Raw genomic sequence first — 17,253 nt, forward strand, 5'->3', positions numbered from 1 at the left:
ACCGCCTTCTTGGCCGCCGGGGCCGCCTTGGCAGCCGCCGCCGTGCGGGCGGGGGCCGTGCGGGCAGGGGCCTTGCGGGCGGGGGCCTTGCGGGCCGGAGCCTTGCGGGCGGGGGCCTTGGTGACCGGCGGGGAGCGGCGGGCGGGAGCACGCCGGGGCGGGGGCGCGACCACCGGCTCGTCCTCGTCCTCGTCCTCGAAGTCGTCGTCGAAGTCGTCGTCACCAGGCCGTGCCGGGCTCGACCACTCGGTGTCCCGGATGTCCCAGTCGCCCTCGTCGCCCTCGCCGTCGCCCTCGCCGTCGCCGTCGTCCGCGGCCAGCAGGGCGTCGACCTTGCTCAGGACGGTGAAGCGGTTCATCCCCGCGGCCTCGCGCTCGCGGACCTGCTCCAGCTCGGGGCCTGACAGGTCGGCCAAAGCGGCCATGACCTCCGAGGAGCGCAGCTCGTCGTAGTTGGGGATCGGGAACCCGTCGTCATCGTCGTCGTAGCTCGGCGGATCGAACTGCTGGGTACGGTCGCTGGCCCGGCCGAAGGGCCGGCTGCCCAGCACGCCGCCCAGCACGGCACCCACGGGCTCGTCCTCGGGTTCGAGCTGGGCCTGGGCCGCGGGCGCCGGCTCGCGCGCCGGGGGCGACCACGGGGCCGTCCCCGCGCCCGAAGGCTCAGGCCCGCTCTGCCACGGCGGAGCCGACGAGGTGGTGGCGGACGCGGTGGCCGAGGGGGCGGGCGACGGGGCAGCCGCACGCGGCGGCGCCTCCTCGTCGGGCCGGCCCCGTAGGACCGCCACCGCGAGCACGAGGCCGGCAAGAACGCTGCAGGCTATGGACGCGTAGATCAAGGTCAAGCCCGACTGAAGCAGGCCGACCACGAGCGTGATGGCCGCCGCCACGACCAACGCCAAGCTCACCAAGACCACAGGGTCACCGTCCCATCAGTGCGCGTGAATGTTCCGGGTGCCGATCCGAGCCACTGATGCTAACCGGGCCAGCCCACCGGTTCCGCACTTCAGCAGATGGCACCGCTGAGGAACACGAGGCCGAACGTCACGATCATGGGCGAGAGGTCGAGGCCCATGCCTCCCACGCCGAGGGGAGGCACCACCCGCCGGATGGGCGCGAGCACCGGTTCGGTCACCGTGTGGAGGAACCGGTAGACCGACGAGAGGCCGCTGTCGGGGCTGACCGGGAACCACGAGAGGATGATCCTGGCGAACAGGACGATGATGTAGAGCTGGATGAGACGGCAGACGAGGGACACAAGTCAGGAACGATAGAGCCCGCGCTCCTGCAAGCGCCGCTTTTCCTCGGGGGAGACCTCGACGTTGGACGGGGTGAGCAGGAAGACCGAGTCGGCGACCTTCTCCATCTGGCCGCCGAGGCCGTAAGTCAGCCCGCTCGAGAAGTCGATCAGCCGCCGGGCAAGGTCGCGGTCGACGCCCTGGAGGTTGACGATCACGGGCTGGCCGTTCTTGAGGCGGTCACCGATGTCCTTGGCGTCGTTGAACCCGCTGGGGGCCAGCGCGTGGACCTTCTGGTGCTGGGTGGGCGGTTGCAGCGGGCGGACGACGGCCGAAGCTGCCGGCCGCTGGACCTGCACGCTGCTCTCCGGTTCGCGCGCCGGGAGAGTGCGTACGCCGCTCATGGCCGACGGCTCCGGCTCGTAGCTGCGCTCGGGCATGGCCGGGGCACGGCGCACGGGCCGGGGCGCCGGTTGGGGCTCGGGGGGGTACGGCTCGTACTCGTCATACTCCTCGTCGTCGACAAGCCCCAGGTAAACCATCGCTCGTCGCCAGATTGATGCCATCGAGTCGCCTCCTTGGCCTTCGTAGCCTATCGCCGGGGCCCGGGCGCCGAGGGGCGGCTCCCGAACAGGGCCCGTCCCAAACGGACCATCGTGCTCCCCTCCTGCACGGCGACCTCGAGGTCGTCACTCATACCCATCGAACGCTCTGCCAGCCCCAGCCGGTCGGCCTGGCGGGCAAGGCTGCGGAAGCCTTCGCGGGCCGCCTCCGGGGGCCCGCTCGGCCCCACGGCCATCAGCCCGCGGACCTGGAGGCCGAGCCCGGCCAGGGCCTCGACCAGCGCTCCGACGTCCTCAGGGCGGCAGCCGTGCTTGGCCGGGTCGCCCGAGACGTTCACCTGGACCAGCACCTGGGCGGCCGGGGACCAGCGGGCTATCTCGGCCCCGGCCGAGAGGCGGTCGACCGCCTGCCACAGGTGGACGGCGGGCGCCAGGCGCCTGACCTTGTTGCGCTGGACGTGGCCCAGGAAGTGCCAGCGGCACGGCCCGGCCTCCGCCCGGCCGGCGTCTGCGGCGCCCAGGGCGCCCACCTTGGTGGCCATCTCCTGGGCATAGCTCTCGCCCACGTCGGCCACGCCCGCGTCGAGAGCGGCCGCCACCGCCTCGGGCCCGAACCCCTTGGTCACGGCCACGACCGTCACGGCGCTGTTTGAACCGCCGGCGGCCGCGATGCGGCCTCTCACGACCTCGAGGCGTTCGGCCACGGTCGGGGCCGCGGCAACCACGGCCGTCACCGCCACACCACGGTCGCCTGGCGTCCGCGATCACGCCGGGCCCGCCACGAGAACCATGCCGGCGAGCAGGCCGTGCAGGCTCCTGCGTCGGCCACGGCCGTCACCCCGGCCCGGGCCAGCGCGACGCGCACGGCGGCCGGCAGGTCGAGGGCGGGAGCGCCGGCGGCCGTCCTCGCCCGCACCGACGGCCCGAACCGCTCCTCCATCCGGGCCAGGTCGCCTTCGCCGAACTCGTAGCACTCAGGGTGGACGCATGGACCGATGAGGGCCTGGATGCCGGTCGCACCCAGGTCCTCCATCTCAGCCACGGTCGCCTCGACGACGCCGGCCAGGAGCCCGGCCCAGCCCGCGTGGGCCACGGCCAGGGCCCCGCCCCGGTGGGACTGGCCGGCCAGGACTACCGGGGCGCAGTCGGCCGTCAGGACGGCCAAGGCGCAGCCGGCCTGGTCGGTCACTGCCGCGTCGGCCACCGCCCCGGCGCCTGCGCCGGGGCGGGCGACCCGTACCACCTCGCGACCGTGCACCTGGCGCAGCCACGTCCAGGGGTGTTCGCACACCGCCCGGCGGCGCTGCTCGACCTCGGGCGCCACCTCGGTGGCATAGAGGCCCCCATGGCCCATGTCACCCTCGGCCCGGCCCGTGAAGCGGACCTGAGCGGGGCCCAAGCGGCGCGCCGGAGCGAGGGTCGGTACCCCCGCCACCGCGCTCATCCGCGCAGGACGATCTCGGCCGGACCGGTCACTTGAGGAAGGACGGGACGTCGAAGTCGTCATCGTCGTCGGCCAGCCCGAGGTCGTCGCCGCCGCGGCCGAACACGTCGTTGCCCCGGCCGAACACGTCGTTGCCACCCCGGCCGAAGACGTCGTCGTCGGACAGGCCGAGGCCGCCGGCCTGGCCCCGGGGGGCCTCGGTACGGCGGGGCGCGTCGCGGCCCTCGTCCCAGCGGTCGAAGCCGGCGGCGATCACCGTCACCCGCACCTCGTCGCCCATGGCGTCGTCGATGACCATGCCGGCGATGATGTTGGCGTCGGGGTGGGCGACCTCGTGGATGATCTCGGCGGCCTCGTTGACCTCGAACAGGCCGAGGTCGCTGCCCCCGGAGATGTTGAGCAGGATCCCGCGCGCCCCCTCGATGGAGGCCTCGAGCAACGGGCTGGAGATGGCGGCCCGGGCCGCGTTGATGGCCCGGCCCTCGCCCGAGGCGTAGCCGATGCCCATCAGGGCGGTGCCCGCGTTGGTCATGATCTTCTTCACGTCGGCGAAGTCGGTGTTTATGAGCCCCGGGGTGTTGATGAGGTCGGTTATGCCCTGGACACCCTGGAGTAGCACCTCGTCGGCCATCTTGAAGGCGTTGAGGGCCGACGTCTTCTCGTTGGAGACCGACAGCAGGCGGTCGTTGGGGATGACGATCAGGGTGTCGACCTTCTCCTTGAGCACCTGGATGCCCTTCTCGGCCTGGTTCGACCGCACCCGGCCCTCGAACGAGAACGGGCGGGTCACCACCCCGATGGTCAACGCTCCCTGGTTCTTGGCGATCTCGGCGATCACGGGGGCGCCGCCCGTGCCCGTGCCCCCGCCCTTGCCGGCGGTGATGAAGACCATGTCGGCGCCCTTGAGCACCTCCTCGATCTCGTCCCGGTGCTCCTCGGCCGCCTCCCGCCCGATCTCGGGGTCGCTCCCGGCACCGAGGCCCCGGGTCAGTTCCCGGCCGATGTCGAGCTTGACGTCGGCGTCGCTCATCAGGAGGGCCTGAGCATCGGTGTTGACGGCGATGAACTCGACGCCCTTCAGGCCGGCGTCGATCATGCGGTTGACCGCGTTGACGCCGCCGCCTCCGATGCCGACCACCTTGATGACGGCCAGGTAGTTCTGTGGTGCGCCGATCATGGCTCTACTCCCCGTGCCTGTGGCCCGTCCGCCCCTAGGGCCAGCGGCCACTGTCCGTGGCCGTCGCGTTCGTTGCGCGAGGCCGCTCCGTTCAATTGTCACTTGGCCTCAACCTCCACTACAGGTCAAGAGTTATGTCAACCTGCGCTGAGGGTCGAAACTCTCGCACGAACTCACCCGCGAGTCAAGACCGGGCTTGAGGGAAGTCTGACATCGAGGACCGCGAGGTCCTCGGTGCCGACGGACGACAGCACTGTCTCCGTCGACCTGAGCTTGGCCCCGAGGTCTTGAGCGGGGCCCAGCCGTACGGTACCGCGCGGGTTCAGCTTGAGCTCGACATGGCCGCCCTCCACCACCGCGACGGCCTCGGTCCGGCCCGCCATCTCGGGGGTGAGGGCGGCGGCCACGGCCAGAGCGGAGGCGGCGTCGGGGACCGTCCCACCGGGTGCCGGCAGGGCCTCTAGGCCCTCGATGCGGACCAGGCCCTCGGGCTGAACCTCGACATCGGCCAGCACTCGACCGTTGCCGTCGATCAGGGCCCAGCGGTCCCCATCGCGGGGGACCGCTGCCCGCGCGTCTCGCTCGTCCACCCTGATCACGAGCGTTCCCGGCCACTCCCGGTGCACGACCGCGGTCCGCACCCACGGGAGGGACTCGACGCCCGCGGCCACGGCCCGCTCGTCGACATCGACCATGGCGGCGCCCAGCCTGAGGCCGGTGGCGGCCGCCACCTCCTCGAGCGGGGTGCGCACCGCACCCTCGACCTCGATGTGGTCGACGTCGAGCAGAGGCGAGCGGGCCGCCGCCCAACCGGCGCCGGCCAGCACGGTCACGGCCAGCAGGACGATCAGCGCCTTCAGGCGGCGCCGCCCCTCCTGGCGCCGGACGTCGACCCGGCGCTGGCGGATCCGGGGGTCCATACGCGAAACCGCAGGTGGAGACGTTGTCACCGTCATCCTAGACCTCCAGTCGAGAGTGATATAGGACCGAAGCCAACCATGTGGACCTCGGGCTGGAGCTCGACCCCGGAGGACTCCAACACCCTCCGGGCTACGACCTCCATGAGGCGCACGACATCGGCGGCCGAGCCCCCGTCGTCGACCTGGATGAAGTTGGCGTGCTTAGGCGACACGTAGGCCGAACCCTCGCGATGGCCCTTCAACCCGGCCGCCTCCACCAGCCGGCCGGCGCTATCGCCCGGCGGGTTGGTGAACACCGACCCCGCGTTGGCCCCGCCGGGCTGGTGCTGGCGCCGCCAGCGCACGACCTCGGTCACCTCCCGCTCGGCCGCCTCGCGGTCTCCCCGGGCCAGGGCGAACCGCCCCGAGAGCACCACCTCTCGGGGGCCCAGGGCCGACCGCCGGTAACCCAGGGACAGATCGGCGGCCGAGCGGTCGCCCCAGCTTGCCGAGGCGAGGTCGAACACCTGCGCGCCCGCCAGTGTGGCCGCAATGTCTGACCCGTGGCCGCCGGCGTTCATGCGGACGCCGCCACCCACCGACCCGGGGACGCCCACGGCCCACTCCAGCCCCCGCAGGCCGGCGGCTGCTGTCCGGCGGGCCAGCACGGGCAGGGTGGCCGCCGCCCCAGCGGTGACCTCGGTCCCCCGGATGTCGATGGTGGCGAAGGGCTCTCCCAGCGCCAGGGCGAGACCCGCGAAACCCCCGTCGGCCACCAGGAGGTTCGAGCCGCGACCGATGACAAGGACAGGTAGGCCCGACACAGCCACGGCCTCGGCCACCGCCACAAGGTCGTCCTCCCCGGCCGCTTCGACGAAGATGGCGGCCGGCCCGCCGACACGGTAAGTGGTCATGGGCCCGAGGAGCCGCCCCCGCTGAGCCCGGGGGCCCAGCACGGCCGCAGCGGCCTCGACCGCAGGGCCGGCACGGGCGCCGGTACCGGCGCTCGGGCCGGCGCCCGGGGGGCGGCCGCGCGGATGGCTCACGCCCGCCCCAAGAGCTCGTCGGGCACTGACGTGAGGTCGCCGGCGCCCAGGGTGAGACAGAGGTCGCCGGGGCGCAGCCGGGCCCGGAGGTAGGCCACCAGGTCCTCCCGGGCCGGCATCCAGGCCACCGGCTGGGAGGGGTGGGCGTCGAGGACGGCGTCGACCACCAGCTTGGCGCTCACCCCGGGCCGGGGGGCCTCGCCGGCGGGATAGACGTCGGTCACGACCAGCAGGTCGGCGGCCGTGAAGGCGTGGGCGAACTCGCGCCACAAGGCGGCCGTGCGGCTGTAGCGGTGGGGCTGGAACACACACACGACCCGCGGCCATGGGCCTTCACGGGCGGCGGCCAGGGCGGCGGCCACCTCGGTGGGCAGATGGGCGTAGTCGTCGACGAAGGTCACCCCGCCGCGCTCGCCCCGGTACTGGGCCCGGCGGGCCACCCCCCGGTAGCCGGACAGGGCCCTCGCCCCTTCGGAGGGGGCCACACCCGTGGCGGCCGCGGCCGCGAGGGCGGCGGCCGCGTTGAGGGCGTTGTGGCGACCGGGCACGGCCAGATCGACCGCCACCGGCTCGTCCTCACCGAGGGCGAACGTGAAGCGGCTACGCCGGCCGTCCCCCTCGTAGCCCGACAGGCGCGCCCGGTTGGCGGCGCCGAACCCGTAGGTGACGACATCGGTTCCCGGGGTGCCGGCCAGGGCGGCCGCCCCGGCGTCGTCGCCACACACGACCGCCCGGGCCGCAGCCCCCACGAACCGCCCGAAGGCGGCCTGCAGGGAGGCGAGCCCGCCCCAGTGCTCGAGGTGGTCGGGCTCGACGCTGGTCACCACGGCCAGCTCGGCCGGCAGTTCGAGGAAGGTCCCGTCGCTCTCGTCGGCCTCCACGACCATCCACTCGCCCTCGCCCCAGCGGGCGCCGGTGCCCAGGCCCGCCAGTTCCCCGCCGACGACGAACGAGGGACCGGTGCCGGCCCCGTCCAAGACGGTGGCCAGCATCCCCGAGGTTGTCGTCTTTCCGTGGGTCCCGGCCACGGCCACCGTGCGCCGCTGGCGGCAGATGGCGGCCAGCACGGCCGCCCGGCGCAGCACGGGAACGCCCCGGCGGCGGGCCTCGTCCACCTCGGGGTTGCCGTCGAGCCATGCGGTGGAGACGGCCAGGAGCTCGGCACCGTCCACGTTGGCCGGGTCGAACCCGGCCGAGCACCGGGCCCCCAGGGCCCGCAGGCGGTCCATAACCGGGAACTCGGCTTTGTCGCTGCCGGAGACCTGGTGGCCCATGGCCACCAGGACCTCGGCGATGGCGCTCATGCCCGCCCCCGCGACGCCGACGACATGGACGCGCCGGGGCCGGTCCAGCTCGGGCCCGGCGTCGGTCTCACCCACGGGCGTGTTCCTCCACGAGGGCGGCGATGTGGTCGGCGGCCTCGGGGCGGGCCAGGCTGTGGGCCGCCCTGGCCATGCCCGCCAGGCGCTCGGGCCCCGAGAGCAGGGGCCCGGCCTCGCCCGCCAGCCGCCGGCCGTCGAGCTCGGCGTCGGGCACCACCACGGCTGCGCCGGCGCCGGCCAAGGCCATGGCGTTGGCCGTCTGGTGGTCGCCCGGCGCGCCCGGCAGGGGGACGAGCACGGCCGGCGCTCCGGCCACCGCCAGTTCGGCCACGGTGTTGCCGCCCGCCCGGCACACGAAGAGGTCGGCGGCCACCAGAAGGTCCGCCATCCGGTCCTCGTAACGCACGGCCCGGTAGTCGAGCCCCTGCCCCCCCGCCGGCACCCACCGCCCTCGGCCCCCCTCACCCGGGTCGTCGGGCGGGTCGTCCGGGGGGTCGTCCTGGGCGTCGGCCCCGTCAACCCCGCCGACGGGGGCGGGGCCAAAGCCGAGGCCAGGCAGGCAGGAGGTGACCAGCTGCCAGTCGCGCTCGCCCACCACGTGGTGGAGGGCGAGGTCGTCGCGGGCGGCCCACTCCCCCAGGACGTCGAGCACGGCCACGTTGAGGCGCATGGCCCCCAGCGAGCCCCCGAACACGGCCACCACCTGGCGGTCGGCCGGCAGGTCGAGGGCGGCCCGGGCGCCGGCGCGGTCGGCGGTCCGGACGGCCGCCAGGACCTCGGGGCGGACCGGGTTGCCGGTGACGACGGCCCGGGGCAGGGCCGTGCCCGGGTAGGACACGGCGCTGGCCTTGGCCAGGGGGGCGACCAGGCGGTTGGCCGCCCCGGGGACGGCGTTCTGCTCGTGGACGACGATGGGCACCCTCAAGGTGGCGGCCGCCAGGGCACAGGGCACCGAGGCGAACCCGCCCACGGACACCACCACCCGGGGCCGCTCCCGGCGCAGCAGGGCCATGGCCGCCCCCACGGCCCGGGACAGCCCGGCGGCTGCGGCCAGGTTCTCGGCCGTGAGCCGGCGCTGGATGCCCCGACCGGGCAGGGCCGTCAGGCGGAACCCGGCGGCCGGGACGAGGCGGGCCTCGATGCCCGCCCGGCTGCCGACGAAGTGCAGCGAACCGGGGTCGTGACCGCGCTCGACCAGGGCGCGGGCGATGGCCAGCCCGGGGACCACGTGGCCCGCGGTCCCCCCGCCGGCGATCACGGCGTAGGTCACGGTGCCCTCCTTCTCGCTCCGTGACGGGAGACGCTCATCAACAGGCCGGCGGCCGCCATGGTGACCACCAGCGACGAGCCGCCGAAGGACACGAACGGCAGGGGCACGCCCGTGACCGGCAGTCGCCCGGTCACCGCCCCCATGTTGATCAGGGCCTGGCCCGCCACCCAACCAGTCACCCCGGCCGCCAGCAGCGTGCCGAAGCGGTCCGGGGCACGCAGGGCGACCTTGACCCCCAGCACGGTGAAGGCCAGGAACAGGGCGAGCACCAAGATGGTCCCGACCAGGCCCAGCTCCTCGCCGATGATGGCGTAGATGAAGTCGGTGTGGGCGTTGGGGAGAAAGCCCCACTTGGCCCGGCTCTCGCCCAGGCCCACGCCCGTCAGCCGCCCTGACCCGAGGGCGACCAGCGACTGGGAGACCTGGTAGCCGGTGTTGCCGGCGTCGGCCCACGGGTCGAGGAAAGACAGCATCCGCGCCCGGCGGTACTCCTCGGACATGCCGAACACGAACCCGCCCACGAGCGTCGCCGCCATCAGGGCGCCCATGCGCATGAGCGGGAGGCCCCCGACGAACACGGCGATGAGCACGATGATCGTGAGGATGATGGTCGTGCCCATGTCGGGCTGGAGCATCACCAACCCACCGAGCAGGCCCCCCACCACCAGGAGGGGGCGCAGGACGGCGCCCGGTTCGTGGGCCCGGTCGGCCCGCCGGGCCACCAGGTCGGCGGCGTAGACGAGCAGGGCCAGCTTGGCCAGCTCGGACGGCTGCATGTTCAGGGGGCCGAAGCCGAGCCACCGGGTCGAGCCGCCGGCCGTCACCCCCACCCCGGGCATGAGAACGAGGATGAGCAGCAGGCCGCACAGGACCACCGCAGGTGCCCCCAACCGCTGCCAGCGGCGGTAGTCGGACCGGGCGACCAGCACGAGGGCTGCCATGCCCAGGCACACCCACATGAGCTGGCGCTGGAAGAAGAGCCAGGCCCCGCCGTAGACGTGCAGGGCCTCCACCGACGATGCCGACAGCACCATGAGCAGCCCCAGCAGGCACAGGAAACCGACGACGATCCCGAGCCCGGCCGCGGCCGAGGCCCGCGACGGCCGCCCCCGGCGCCCGGGCGCCGGGGCCGGGACGGGGCGCAGCCCGCGGCCCGCAGGCCCGCTCACCGGCTCGCCCCCAGCCGTTCCCTTACCCGGCGGGCGAAATCGTCGCCCCGCTCGGCGTAGCTGCCGTACTGGTCGAACGAGGCGCAGGCGGGCGCCAGCAGGACCACATCGCCCGGCTGAGCCATGGCGGCGGCCGCCTCGACGGCCTCGCCCATGGCGGCCACGCTGACGACCGGGCGGGCCCCGGCGAAGGCGGCCGCCACCTCGGGGGCGGCCTCGCCCAGGGCGACGACACCCCTCACCCGGTCGGAGGCCGAGGCCAGCGGTCGCAGGTCGAGGCCCTTGTTGCGGCCGCCGGCGATGAGCACGACCGACTCGAAGCCGGACAAAGCGGCCAGGGCGGCGTGGGGGTTGGTCGCCTTGGAGTCGTCGTACCAGCGCACGCCGCCCGACTCGGCCACGAGCTCCACTCGGTGGGGCCCGCCCTCGCGCTGGCGCAGAGCCGCGCCTACGCCCTCGACGGTGGCGCCCGCGGCCAGGGCGGCGGCCGCCGCAGCCAGGCCGTTGGCGAGGTCGTGGGGCAGTGCCCGGCGCAGGTCGGCGATGGTGGCCAAAGCTCCCGCGGGGCCCCGCAGCTCGTCGCCCACCACGGTGTAGTCAGCGGGCTCGGACAACCCGAACGTCACCACCGTGGAGGGGGCGTGGGCCGCGTTGACCATGACCACCGGGTCGTCGGCGTTGACGACGGCCACGTCGCCCGGGCCCTGGTTGGCCCAGATGCGGGCCTTGGCCGCCGCATAGGCGGCCATGTCGGCGTGCCAGTCGAGGTGGTCCTCGGCCAGGTTGAGCCACACAGCCACCTTGGGGCGGAACGAGTCGGTGAAACGGAGCTGGAAGGACGAGACCTCGGCCACGAACACGTCGACGTCACGGCGGACGGCCTCGGACAGGGGCAGGCCGATGTTGCCGGCAGCCACCGCCCGGGCCCCCGACTCCTGCAGCATGGCCGTCACCAGCTCGGTCACCGTGGTCTTGCCATTGGTCCCGGTGATGGCCACGACCGGCCGCCGGGCCCAGCGTCCGGCCAGCTCCACCTCGCCCCGCACCGGGGTACCCAGTTCCTCGGCCAGGGCGAACACCGGGTGGCCTTCGGGCACGCCCGGGCTGGGTACGACCACCTCGGCGGCCGTCACCAGCCGGCGCAGGACGTCGAGGTCGGGGCCCACGATGAGGTTGATGCCGGCGTCGGCCGCCCGGCGCCGGGCGGCGTCGGTGGGCGCGTCGTCGACGGCCACCACCCGCGCCCCGCGGTCGAGCAGGTGGCGGGCCACGGCCTCGCCACTGGAGCCCATCCCGACGACCAGGGCCGTCTCAGCCACCGGGCACCCGGCAGAGAGGACCGGCCGACAGGTAGTCGGCGTAGAAGAAGCCCAGGGCGAGGGCCGTGAACATCAGCGACAGGATCCAGAAGCGGATGATGACGGTCGTCTCGGGCCACCCCACCAGCTCGAAGTGGTGGTGGATGGGCGCCATCCTGAACACCCGCTGGCCGAACATGCGGAAGGCCAGCACCTGGATGGCCACCGACAGGGTGATCATCACGAACAAGCCGCCGACGATGGGCAGCAGCAGGTGGGTGTTGGTGGTCAGGGCCAGGCCGGCCAGCGCCGCCCCCAGGGCCAGCGCGCCCGTGTCACCCATGAATATCTTGGCCGGGGCCGCGTTCCACCATAGGAAGCCGGTACACGCTCCCACCAGGGCAGCGGCCACCAGTGAGAGGTCGAGCGCGGGCCCGACGTTGTAGCAGGACGGGTGCCGGAACTGCCAGAACCCGATGAACACGAAGGCCGCGAATGCGTATATGGACGCCCCCGCGGCCAACCCGTCCAGGCCGTCGGACAGGTTGACGGCGTGGCTCGTCCCCAGGACTATGAGGACGGCCCAGATGATGTAAGCGCCGTCGTTCAGCTCGAACACATGGCGGCTGAACGACACGTTGGTGCGCACGTTGGCCCAGTAGACGGCCAGGAGCGCGAATACCAGGGCCACGGCCACCAGGCCGACGGTCTTGGCCGTCTTGTTGAGGCCCAGGCTGCGTTGGCGAGACACCTTGATCCAGTCGTCGGCCAGGCCGACGAGGCCGGCGCCCAAGGCGACCATGACCACCAGCACCCCGGCGGCCGTGAAGACCGCCCCGGTGGCGATATGGCTGGCCACGTAGGCCACCACCAGGGCCAACAGCATCGTGATGCCGCCCATGGTGGGCGTGCCCGCCTTGGTCACGTGGCCCTGGGGCCCGTCCTCACGGATCTGCTGGCCGATCCCCCGGCGCTGGAGGCTGCGGATGAGGATGGGCGTCCCCAGGATCGACACCAGCAGGCCCACGCTGGCCGCCACCAGGAGCGCTACCACTGCCGGTCCCCGGCGACCAGGGCGGCCGCCAACCGCTCGAGGCCGGCGGCCCGGCTGGCCTTCACGAGGACGGCGTCGCCTTCGCCGAGGGCGGCCAGCGCGGCCCCTACCTCGTCGAGCCCCACCGGCGCCCGCCCGTACTCGTCGGTCCCCACGACCAGCACCTCGAGGCCCAGCTCGGCGGCCACGGCGACCGCCCGCCGGTGCTCGGCGGCCGAGACGTCCCCTAGTTCGAGCATGGGCCCGAGGACAGCCACCCGCCGGCCGGGCCCCTCGATGGAGGCCAGCGAACGCAGGGCGGCGTCCACCGACGCCGGGTTGGCGTTGTAGGCGTCGTTCACCACCAGCACCCCCGACACCCCCCGGCTCACCTCCATGCGCCAGGCCGAGCCGCGGGCCCGGGCCAAGCCGGCGGCCACAGCCTCCAGGTCGGCCCCCAGGCTGAGGGCGGCAGCCGCGGCGGCGGCCGCGTTGGCCACCTGGTGGGCGCCCCGGAGCTCCAAGCGCACCGCGGCCCGCCCCCACGGGCTATCGAGGGTGAACGAGGCCCGCAGCTCGCCGTCGAGGCTGACACCCGAGGCCCGGACGTCGCCCGCGTCCACCCCGAAGGTCACCACGGCCGCCTGCGAGGCCCCGGCCATGGCCGCCACCCGCGGGTCACCGGCGTTGAGGACGGCCGTGCCCGAAGGAGGCAGGCTGGCCACCAGCTCCGACTTGGCGGCCGCCACGCCCTCGATCGAACCCAGGAACTCCGTGTGCGAGAGGCTGACGTTGGTCACCACGCCGACCGTGGGCCGGGCGATTTCGCACAGGGCGCGGATGTGGCCGGCGCCCCGGGCACCCATCTCGACGACCACGGTGGCCGCGTCAGCGGGCGCGTTCACGAGCGTGAGGGGCACGCCCAACTCGTTGTTGAACGACCGCTCGTTGGCCGCGCAGGGGCCCAGCACGGCCAGGACCGAGGCCAGTAGGTCCTTGGTCGAGGTCTTGCCCGACGAGCCCGTCACCCCGACGACCTGGTCGCCCAAGCGGGACCGGGCCAGGCGGGCGAGATCGGCCAGGGCGGCCACCGTGTCCTCCACCAGCACCGAAGTGACGGCGCCGCCCAGCGGCTCGCGAGCCGTGAAGTGGGCGGCGGCCCCGGCCGCGAGGGCGTGGTCGATGAAGTCGTGGCCGTCGCGGCCGGCCACCACGGGGACGAACAGCTCGCCCCCCCGCACCCGGCGCGAGTCGATGACGGCCCCCTCGACCTCGGTCTCGGGGCCCACGGCCCGGCCCGGCAGCTCCGACGCCTTGAACCTCACGGCGCCCCCAGGCCTCGGCGGGCCAGCTCGGCCCGGGCCACGGCCCGGTCGTCGAAGGGCTCGACCCGGCCCCCGCCGAAGACCTGGTCGGTCTCGTGGCCCTTGCCGGCGATCACTACCACGTCCCCGGGGCGGGCGGCGTCGAGGGCCAGGGCGATGGCCGCCCGGCGGTCGGGCTCCACGGCCAGCGACGACCGGCCCCCGGCCCCGGCCACCACCTCGGCGATGATGGCCGCCGGGTCCTCGTCGCGGGGGTTGTCGGTGGTCAGCACGGCCAGGTCGGCCAGGCGGGACGCCACCTCGCCCATGGCCGGCCGCTTGTCGTGGTCACGGTCGCCCCCGGCCCCGAAGACGGCGATGACCCGGGCGGGCGCCGGGGCCAGGGCGCGCGCCGCGCCCAGGGCGTTCTCCAGGCCGGCGGGCGTGTGTGCGTAGTCGACTACGACGGCCACCTCGCCGCCACCGTCCACCCGCTCGAAGCGGCCGGGCACCGACCCCACCGCTCCCAGGCCGGCGGCCACGGCGTCGGCGTCGACACCCATCTCCCGGGCGACCGTGGCCGCGGCCAGGGCGTTGCCGACGTTGAACGCCCCAGGCAGGCGCAGCTCGACCCTCCGGCCCTCCCACGTGAACGACGTGCCGTCGCGACGGGGGCGGACGTCTTGGGCGTCGGCCGCCGTGAAGGTGCGTACAGGCAGGGCCGTGGTCGCCGCCAACCGCCGTCCCCAGGGGTCGTCGGCGTTGACCACCGCCACCCGCGCCCGAGCGGGGTCGAAGAGCGAGGCTTTGGCCATGAAGTAGGAGTCCATCGTGTGGTGGAAGTCGAGGTGGTCCTGGCTGAGGTTGGTGAAGGCGACCACGTCGAACCACATGGCGTCCACCCGGTGCTGCGCGAGGGCGTGGGACGAGACCTCCATGGCCACTGCCCCGGTCCCGGCGGCCGCCATCTCAGCCAGGCGGGACTGGAGTTCGGGGGCCTCGGGCGTGGTGTGCGTCCCCGACAGCGTCCCGATCACCTCGGCGGGTGTACCCGCGGTCTCCAGGACCGAGCGCAGCAGCCACGTAACGGTCGTCTTGCCGTTGGTGCCGGTGATCCCGGCGACGGCCAGGCGGCGGGACGGATGGCCCCAGAAGGCGGCCGCTACCGGGGCCATGGCGGCCCGGGCGTCGGCCACGATGACCTGGACGGCGTCGAGGCCGGGCCCGAGGTCGACGGGCCGCTCGCACAGCAGGACGCTGGCCCCGGCCTCGACTGCGTCCCGGGCGTGGTCGTGCCCATCGCGGCGCGAGCCCCGCAGGCAGCAGAACAACGAGCCGGCGGTGACCAGGCGCGAGTCGTGGGTGACCCCGGTCACCATGACACCCGCGATCGGGGGCGCGCCGCGACCGCCCTGCGCCCGGAGCACGTCGATCCCACCCAGCAGGCGCTCCAGCGGCACCGGGCTCTGGACCTCGGCGGCCTTCCCGTGGCTGTGGGCCATGGAGGACCGCATGTCGCTCAGGGCCTCGTCGCCGATGACGCCACGAGGGTACCCGCCGCCAGGTCGCCCACCGGTTTGGGCGGGACCTGGTAGTGGCGGACCGCGTAACCAGCGAGCTCGGCGAAGACCGGTCCGGAGGCGAGCGCTCCCGTGTAGGGCTGGGGCTCGTCCAGCACGACGATGGCCGAAAGCCGGGGGGACTCGGCGGGGATGAACCCCGCGAAGCTGGCCACGTAGGCCCCCTCCTTGTACTCGCCCTCGGCCTTGCGGGCCGTGCCCGTCTTGCCCCCGACGGTGTAGCCCGCGACGGCGGCCGTGCGGCCCGTGCCGTGGGCCACCGTACCGGCCAGCATCTCCCGGACGGCGGCCGCGGTGGCCGACGAGACCACCCGTTGCTGCTCGGGCGGCGGCAGGGCCCGCTCCCGGCCGTCCGGCCCGATCTCGCTGCGGACGAGGGACGGGGCCACGTACACCCCGTCGTTGGCGATCGTGTTGTAGGCGGTGAGCATCTGCAGGGGGGTGACGGCCAGGCCGTAACCGATGGCCAGAGTAGGCAGGGTCGTCCCCGACCAGGCGTCGAGGTCTGGGAGGATGCCCGACGCCTCCCCGGGGAACCCTAGGCCACTGTCGCCGTCGAGGCGGAAGGCCCGCAGGTAGCGGTCGAAGCTGGCCCGGCCGAGCTCCTGGGCGACCATGATGGCGCCTGCATTCGACGACTCGGACAGGATGTCTCCCGGCGTCCACTGCCGCGGGGGGTGAGGCTCGGCGTCGACGAACGTGTCACCCGCCACCGTTATCCGGTCGGGCACCGTGAACACGTCGTTGCGGCCCACGGCCCCCGAGTCGAGGGCGGCCGCCATGGTGACCAGCTTGTTGACCGACCCCGGCTCGTAGACGTCGATGACGGCCTTGTTGTAGCCCGAGGGCTGGGGAGCCTTGCCGTTGGCGCCCGCCACCATGTTGGCCATGGCCAGGACCTCGCCGGTGAGGGGGTCCATGACGATGGCGATGCCCGACCGGGCGTTGGACGAGGTGATCTGGCGAGCCAGCGCCGCCTCGGTGAAGAACTGCAGGTCACGGTCGATGGTCAGGACGAGGCCCGTCCCCGCGACCGGCTCCCGGCTGTGGCGGACCCCCCCGGCGATGTCGCGCCCCGCCGGGTCGCGCTCGACGAGCTGCTCGCCCGCCCGTCCGGCCAGGAGCTGCTCGTACTGGCCCTCCAGGCCGCTGAAGCCCAGCTGGTCGGTGTCGACCAGGCCGATGACGGGACTGGCCACCGGACCGGCGGGCAGGACCCGCGTCGGCTCGTCCTTGACCAGGACACCCTTGAACGGCGGGAGGGCGCGGACGGCTTCGGCGGTGGCCTCGTCCAGCCGGCGGGCCAGCGTCACGTAGCTGGAGTTGGTGGTCAGCTTGGCCCGCAGCTCGCTCTCGCTCAGGCCCAGCACGGGGGCCAGGGCGGCCGCCGCGCCGGCCGGGTCGTCGACCAGCTGGGGGTCGGCCCACACAGTGGTACGGGCCACCGACACGGCCAGTGCAGCCCCGTTGCGGTCGTAGATGGCACCTCTGGTGGCCGGCAGCTCGACGGCCGCCAGCCGCTGGTCCTGGCCGATCACGGCGTACTGGCCGGCGGAGATGCCCTGCACGTCGACGAGGCGCACGAGGACCGCCCCGAAGCCCAGGACGAGCGCGCCCATCAGCACCACCAATCGGCCCCGCGACAACGGCGCGGTGGAGACCGACCGCGCCGCCCCTCCGCCCGCGCCCCGTGGGCGGCGTGCGGGCGGGAGGGGGGAAGTGGCGGCGCGGGGACGCCGGGCCGGCGGTGGCGGCCCGGCGAAGCTGGACCGGCCCCTACCAGCCGGCGGTGTCCGACGTCGCCTCCCCGTCGCCCCCATCCCCGCACCTTTGCGTGTGGGGAGGGTGGCCGGCCGGGCCCCCGGGCCCGTGGAACGGCGGGCGGCGGCGGGCCGGACGGCGGGCCGGAC

General features: G+C 74.1%; 16 protein-coding genes. All 16 read right to left on the minus strand.

Annotation, left to right across the window (positions count from 1 at the left end):
- Positions 1 to 917 (minus strand): hypothetical protein (locus AB1673_15895; protein MEW6155446.1); only part of this gene is annotated, 917 nt, incomplete at its 3' end.
- An 89-nt stretch (positions 918 to 1,006) separates the two neighbouring features.
- Positions 1,007 to 1,258 (minus strand): YggT family protein, encoded by a 252-nt coding sequence (locus AB1673_15900; GenBank protein MEW6155447.1) that lies wholly within the window; start codon positions 1,256 to 1,258, stop codon positions 1,007 to 1,009.
- A 3-nt stretch (positions 1,259 to 1,261) separates the two neighbouring features.
- The gene (locus AB1673_15905; protein ID MEW6155448.1) at positions 1,262 to 1,804 is read right to left on the minus strand and encodes a cell division protein SepF; all 543 of its coding nucleotides are present in this window, start codon (positions 1,802 to 1,804) and stop codon (positions 1,262 to 1,264) included.
- 26 nt (positions 1,805 to 1,830) lie between these two features.
- Positions 1,831 to 2,535, minus strand: coding sequence for a YggS family pyridoxal phosphate-dependent enzyme (locus tag AB1673_15910; protein MEW6155449.1), 705 nt, complete (start codon positions 2,533 to 2,535; stop codon positions 1,831 to 1,833).
- Complete coding sequence (locus AB1673_15915) at positions 2,532 to 3,245, minus strand: laccase domain-containing protein (protein ID MEW6155450.1); 714 nt, start codon at positions 3,243 to 3,245, stop codon at positions 2,532 to 2,534. The genes AB1673_15910 and AB1673_15915 overlap by 4 nt, the downstream gene beginning before the upstream one ends.
- A gap of 28 nt (positions 3,246 to 3,273) precedes the next feature.
- Positions 3,274 to 4,419 (minus strand): cell division protein FtsZ, encoded by a 1,146-nt coding sequence (ftsZ, locus tag AB1673_15920; GenBank protein ID MEW6155451.1) that lies wholly within the window; start codon positions 4,417 to 4,419, stop codon positions 3,274 to 3,276.
- A gap of 176 nt (positions 4,420 to 4,595) precedes the next feature.
- A complete protein-coding gene (locus AB1673_15925) occupies positions 4,596 to 5,342 on the minus strand; it encodes an FtsQ-type POTRA domain-containing protein (GenBank protein ID MEW6155452.1) in 747 nt (248 codons plus the stop codon).
- Positions 5,343 to 5,374: 32 nt separating this feature from the next.
- Positions 5,375 to 6,367, minus strand: a complete 993-nt coding sequence (gene murB / locus AB1673_15930) for a UDP-N-acetylmuramate dehydrogenase (GenBank protein ID MEW6155453.1) — start codon at positions 6,365 to 6,367, stop codon at positions 5,375 to 5,377.
- On the minus strand, positions 6,364 to 7,746 hold the full coding sequence (murC, locus tag AB1673_15935) for a UDP-N-acetylmuramate--L-alanine ligase (protein ID MEW6155454.1): 1,383 nt from the start codon (positions 7,744 to 7,746) through the stop codon (positions 6,364 to 6,366). Before murC ends, murB begins: the two co-directional genes overlap by 4 nt.
- The gene (locus AB1673_15940; protein MEW6155455.1) at positions 7,739 to 8,959 is read right to left on the minus strand and encodes a UDP-N-acetylglucosamine--N-acetylmuramyl-(pentapeptide) pyrophosphoryl-undecaprenol N-acetylglucosamine transferase; all 1,221 of its coding nucleotides are present in this window, start codon (positions 8,957 to 8,959) and stop codon (positions 7,739 to 7,741) included. The genes murC and AB1673_15940 overlap by 8 nt, the downstream gene beginning before the upstream one ends.
- The gene (ftsW, locus tag AB1673_15945; GenBank protein MEW6155456.1) at positions 8,956 to 10,128 is read right to left on the minus strand and encodes a putative lipid II flippase FtsW; all 1,173 of its coding nucleotides are present in this window, start codon (positions 10,126 to 10,128) and stop codon (positions 8,956 to 8,958) included. The genes AB1673_15940 and ftsW overlap by 4 nt, the downstream gene beginning before the upstream one ends.
- A complete protein-coding gene (gene murD, locus AB1673_15950) occupies positions 10,125 to 11,447 on the minus strand; it encodes a UDP-N-acetylmuramoyl-L-alanine--D-glutamate ligase (GenBank protein ID MEW6155457.1) in 1,323 nt (440 codons plus the stop codon). The genes ftsW and murD overlap by 4 nt, the downstream gene beginning before the upstream one ends.
- Entirely contained in the window at positions 11,440 to 12,480 is a 1,041-nt protein-coding gene (gene mraY, locus AB1673_15955; protein ID MEW6155458.1) for a phospho-N-acetylmuramoyl-pentapeptide-transferase, read from the minus strand. The genes murD and mraY overlap by 8 nt, the downstream gene beginning before the upstream one ends.
- Entirely contained in the window at positions 12,474 to 13,784 is a 1,311-nt protein-coding gene (murF, locus tag AB1673_15960; protein MEW6155459.1) for a UDP-N-acetylmuramoyl-tripeptide--D-alanyl-D-alanine ligase, read from the minus strand. The genes mraY and murF overlap by 7 nt, the downstream gene beginning before the upstream one ends.
- Complete coding sequence (locus tag AB1673_15965; GenBank protein ID MEW6155460.1) at positions 13,781 to 15,277, minus strand: UDP-N-acetylmuramoyl-L-alanyl-D-glutamate--2,6-diaminopimelate ligase; 1,497 nt, start codon at positions 15,275 to 15,277, stop codon at positions 13,781 to 13,783. The genes murF and AB1673_15965 overlap by 4 nt, the downstream gene beginning before the upstream one ends.
- A gap of 5 nt (positions 15,278 to 15,282) precedes the next feature.
- Positions 15,283 to 16,962 (minus strand): penicillin-binding protein 2, encoded by a 1,680-nt coding sequence (locus AB1673_15970; GenBank protein ID MEW6155461.1) that lies wholly within the window; start codon positions 16,960 to 16,962, stop codon positions 15,283 to 15,285.
- Between the last annotated feature and the right edge of the window lie 291 nt (positions 16,963 to 17,253).

It is taken from the genome of Actinomycetota bacterium (genome assembly GCA_040754375.1).
Classification (GTDB): Bacteria; Actinomycetota; Acidimicrobiia; order Acidimicrobiales; family AC-14; genus JBFMCT01.

What these genes read in the sequence shown, in the direction of transcription:
- AB1673_15905 (MEW6155448.1), bottom strand. Translation starts at nt 1,804, where the DNA reads ATGGCATCAATCTGGCGACGAGCGATGGTTTACCTGGGGCTTGTCGAC.
- AB1673_15915 (MEW6155450.1), bottom strand. Translation starts at nt 3,245, where the DNA reads ATGAGCGCGGTGGCGGGGGTACCGACCCTCGCTCCGGCGCGCCGCTTG.
- AB1673_15925 (MEW6155452.1), bottom strand. Translation starts at nt 5,342, where the DNA reads ATGGACCCCCGGATCCGCCAGCGCCGGGTCGACGTCCGGCGCCAGGAG.
- AB1673_15965 (MEW6155460.1), bottom strand. Translation starts at nt 15,277, where the DNA reads ATGCGGTCCTCCATGGCCCACAGCCACGGGAAGGCCGCCGAGGTCCAG.
- AB1673_15970 (MEW6155461.1), bottom strand. Translation starts at nt 16,962, where the DNA reads ATGGGCGCGCTCGTCCTGGGCTTCGGGGCGGTCCTCGTGCGCCTCGTC.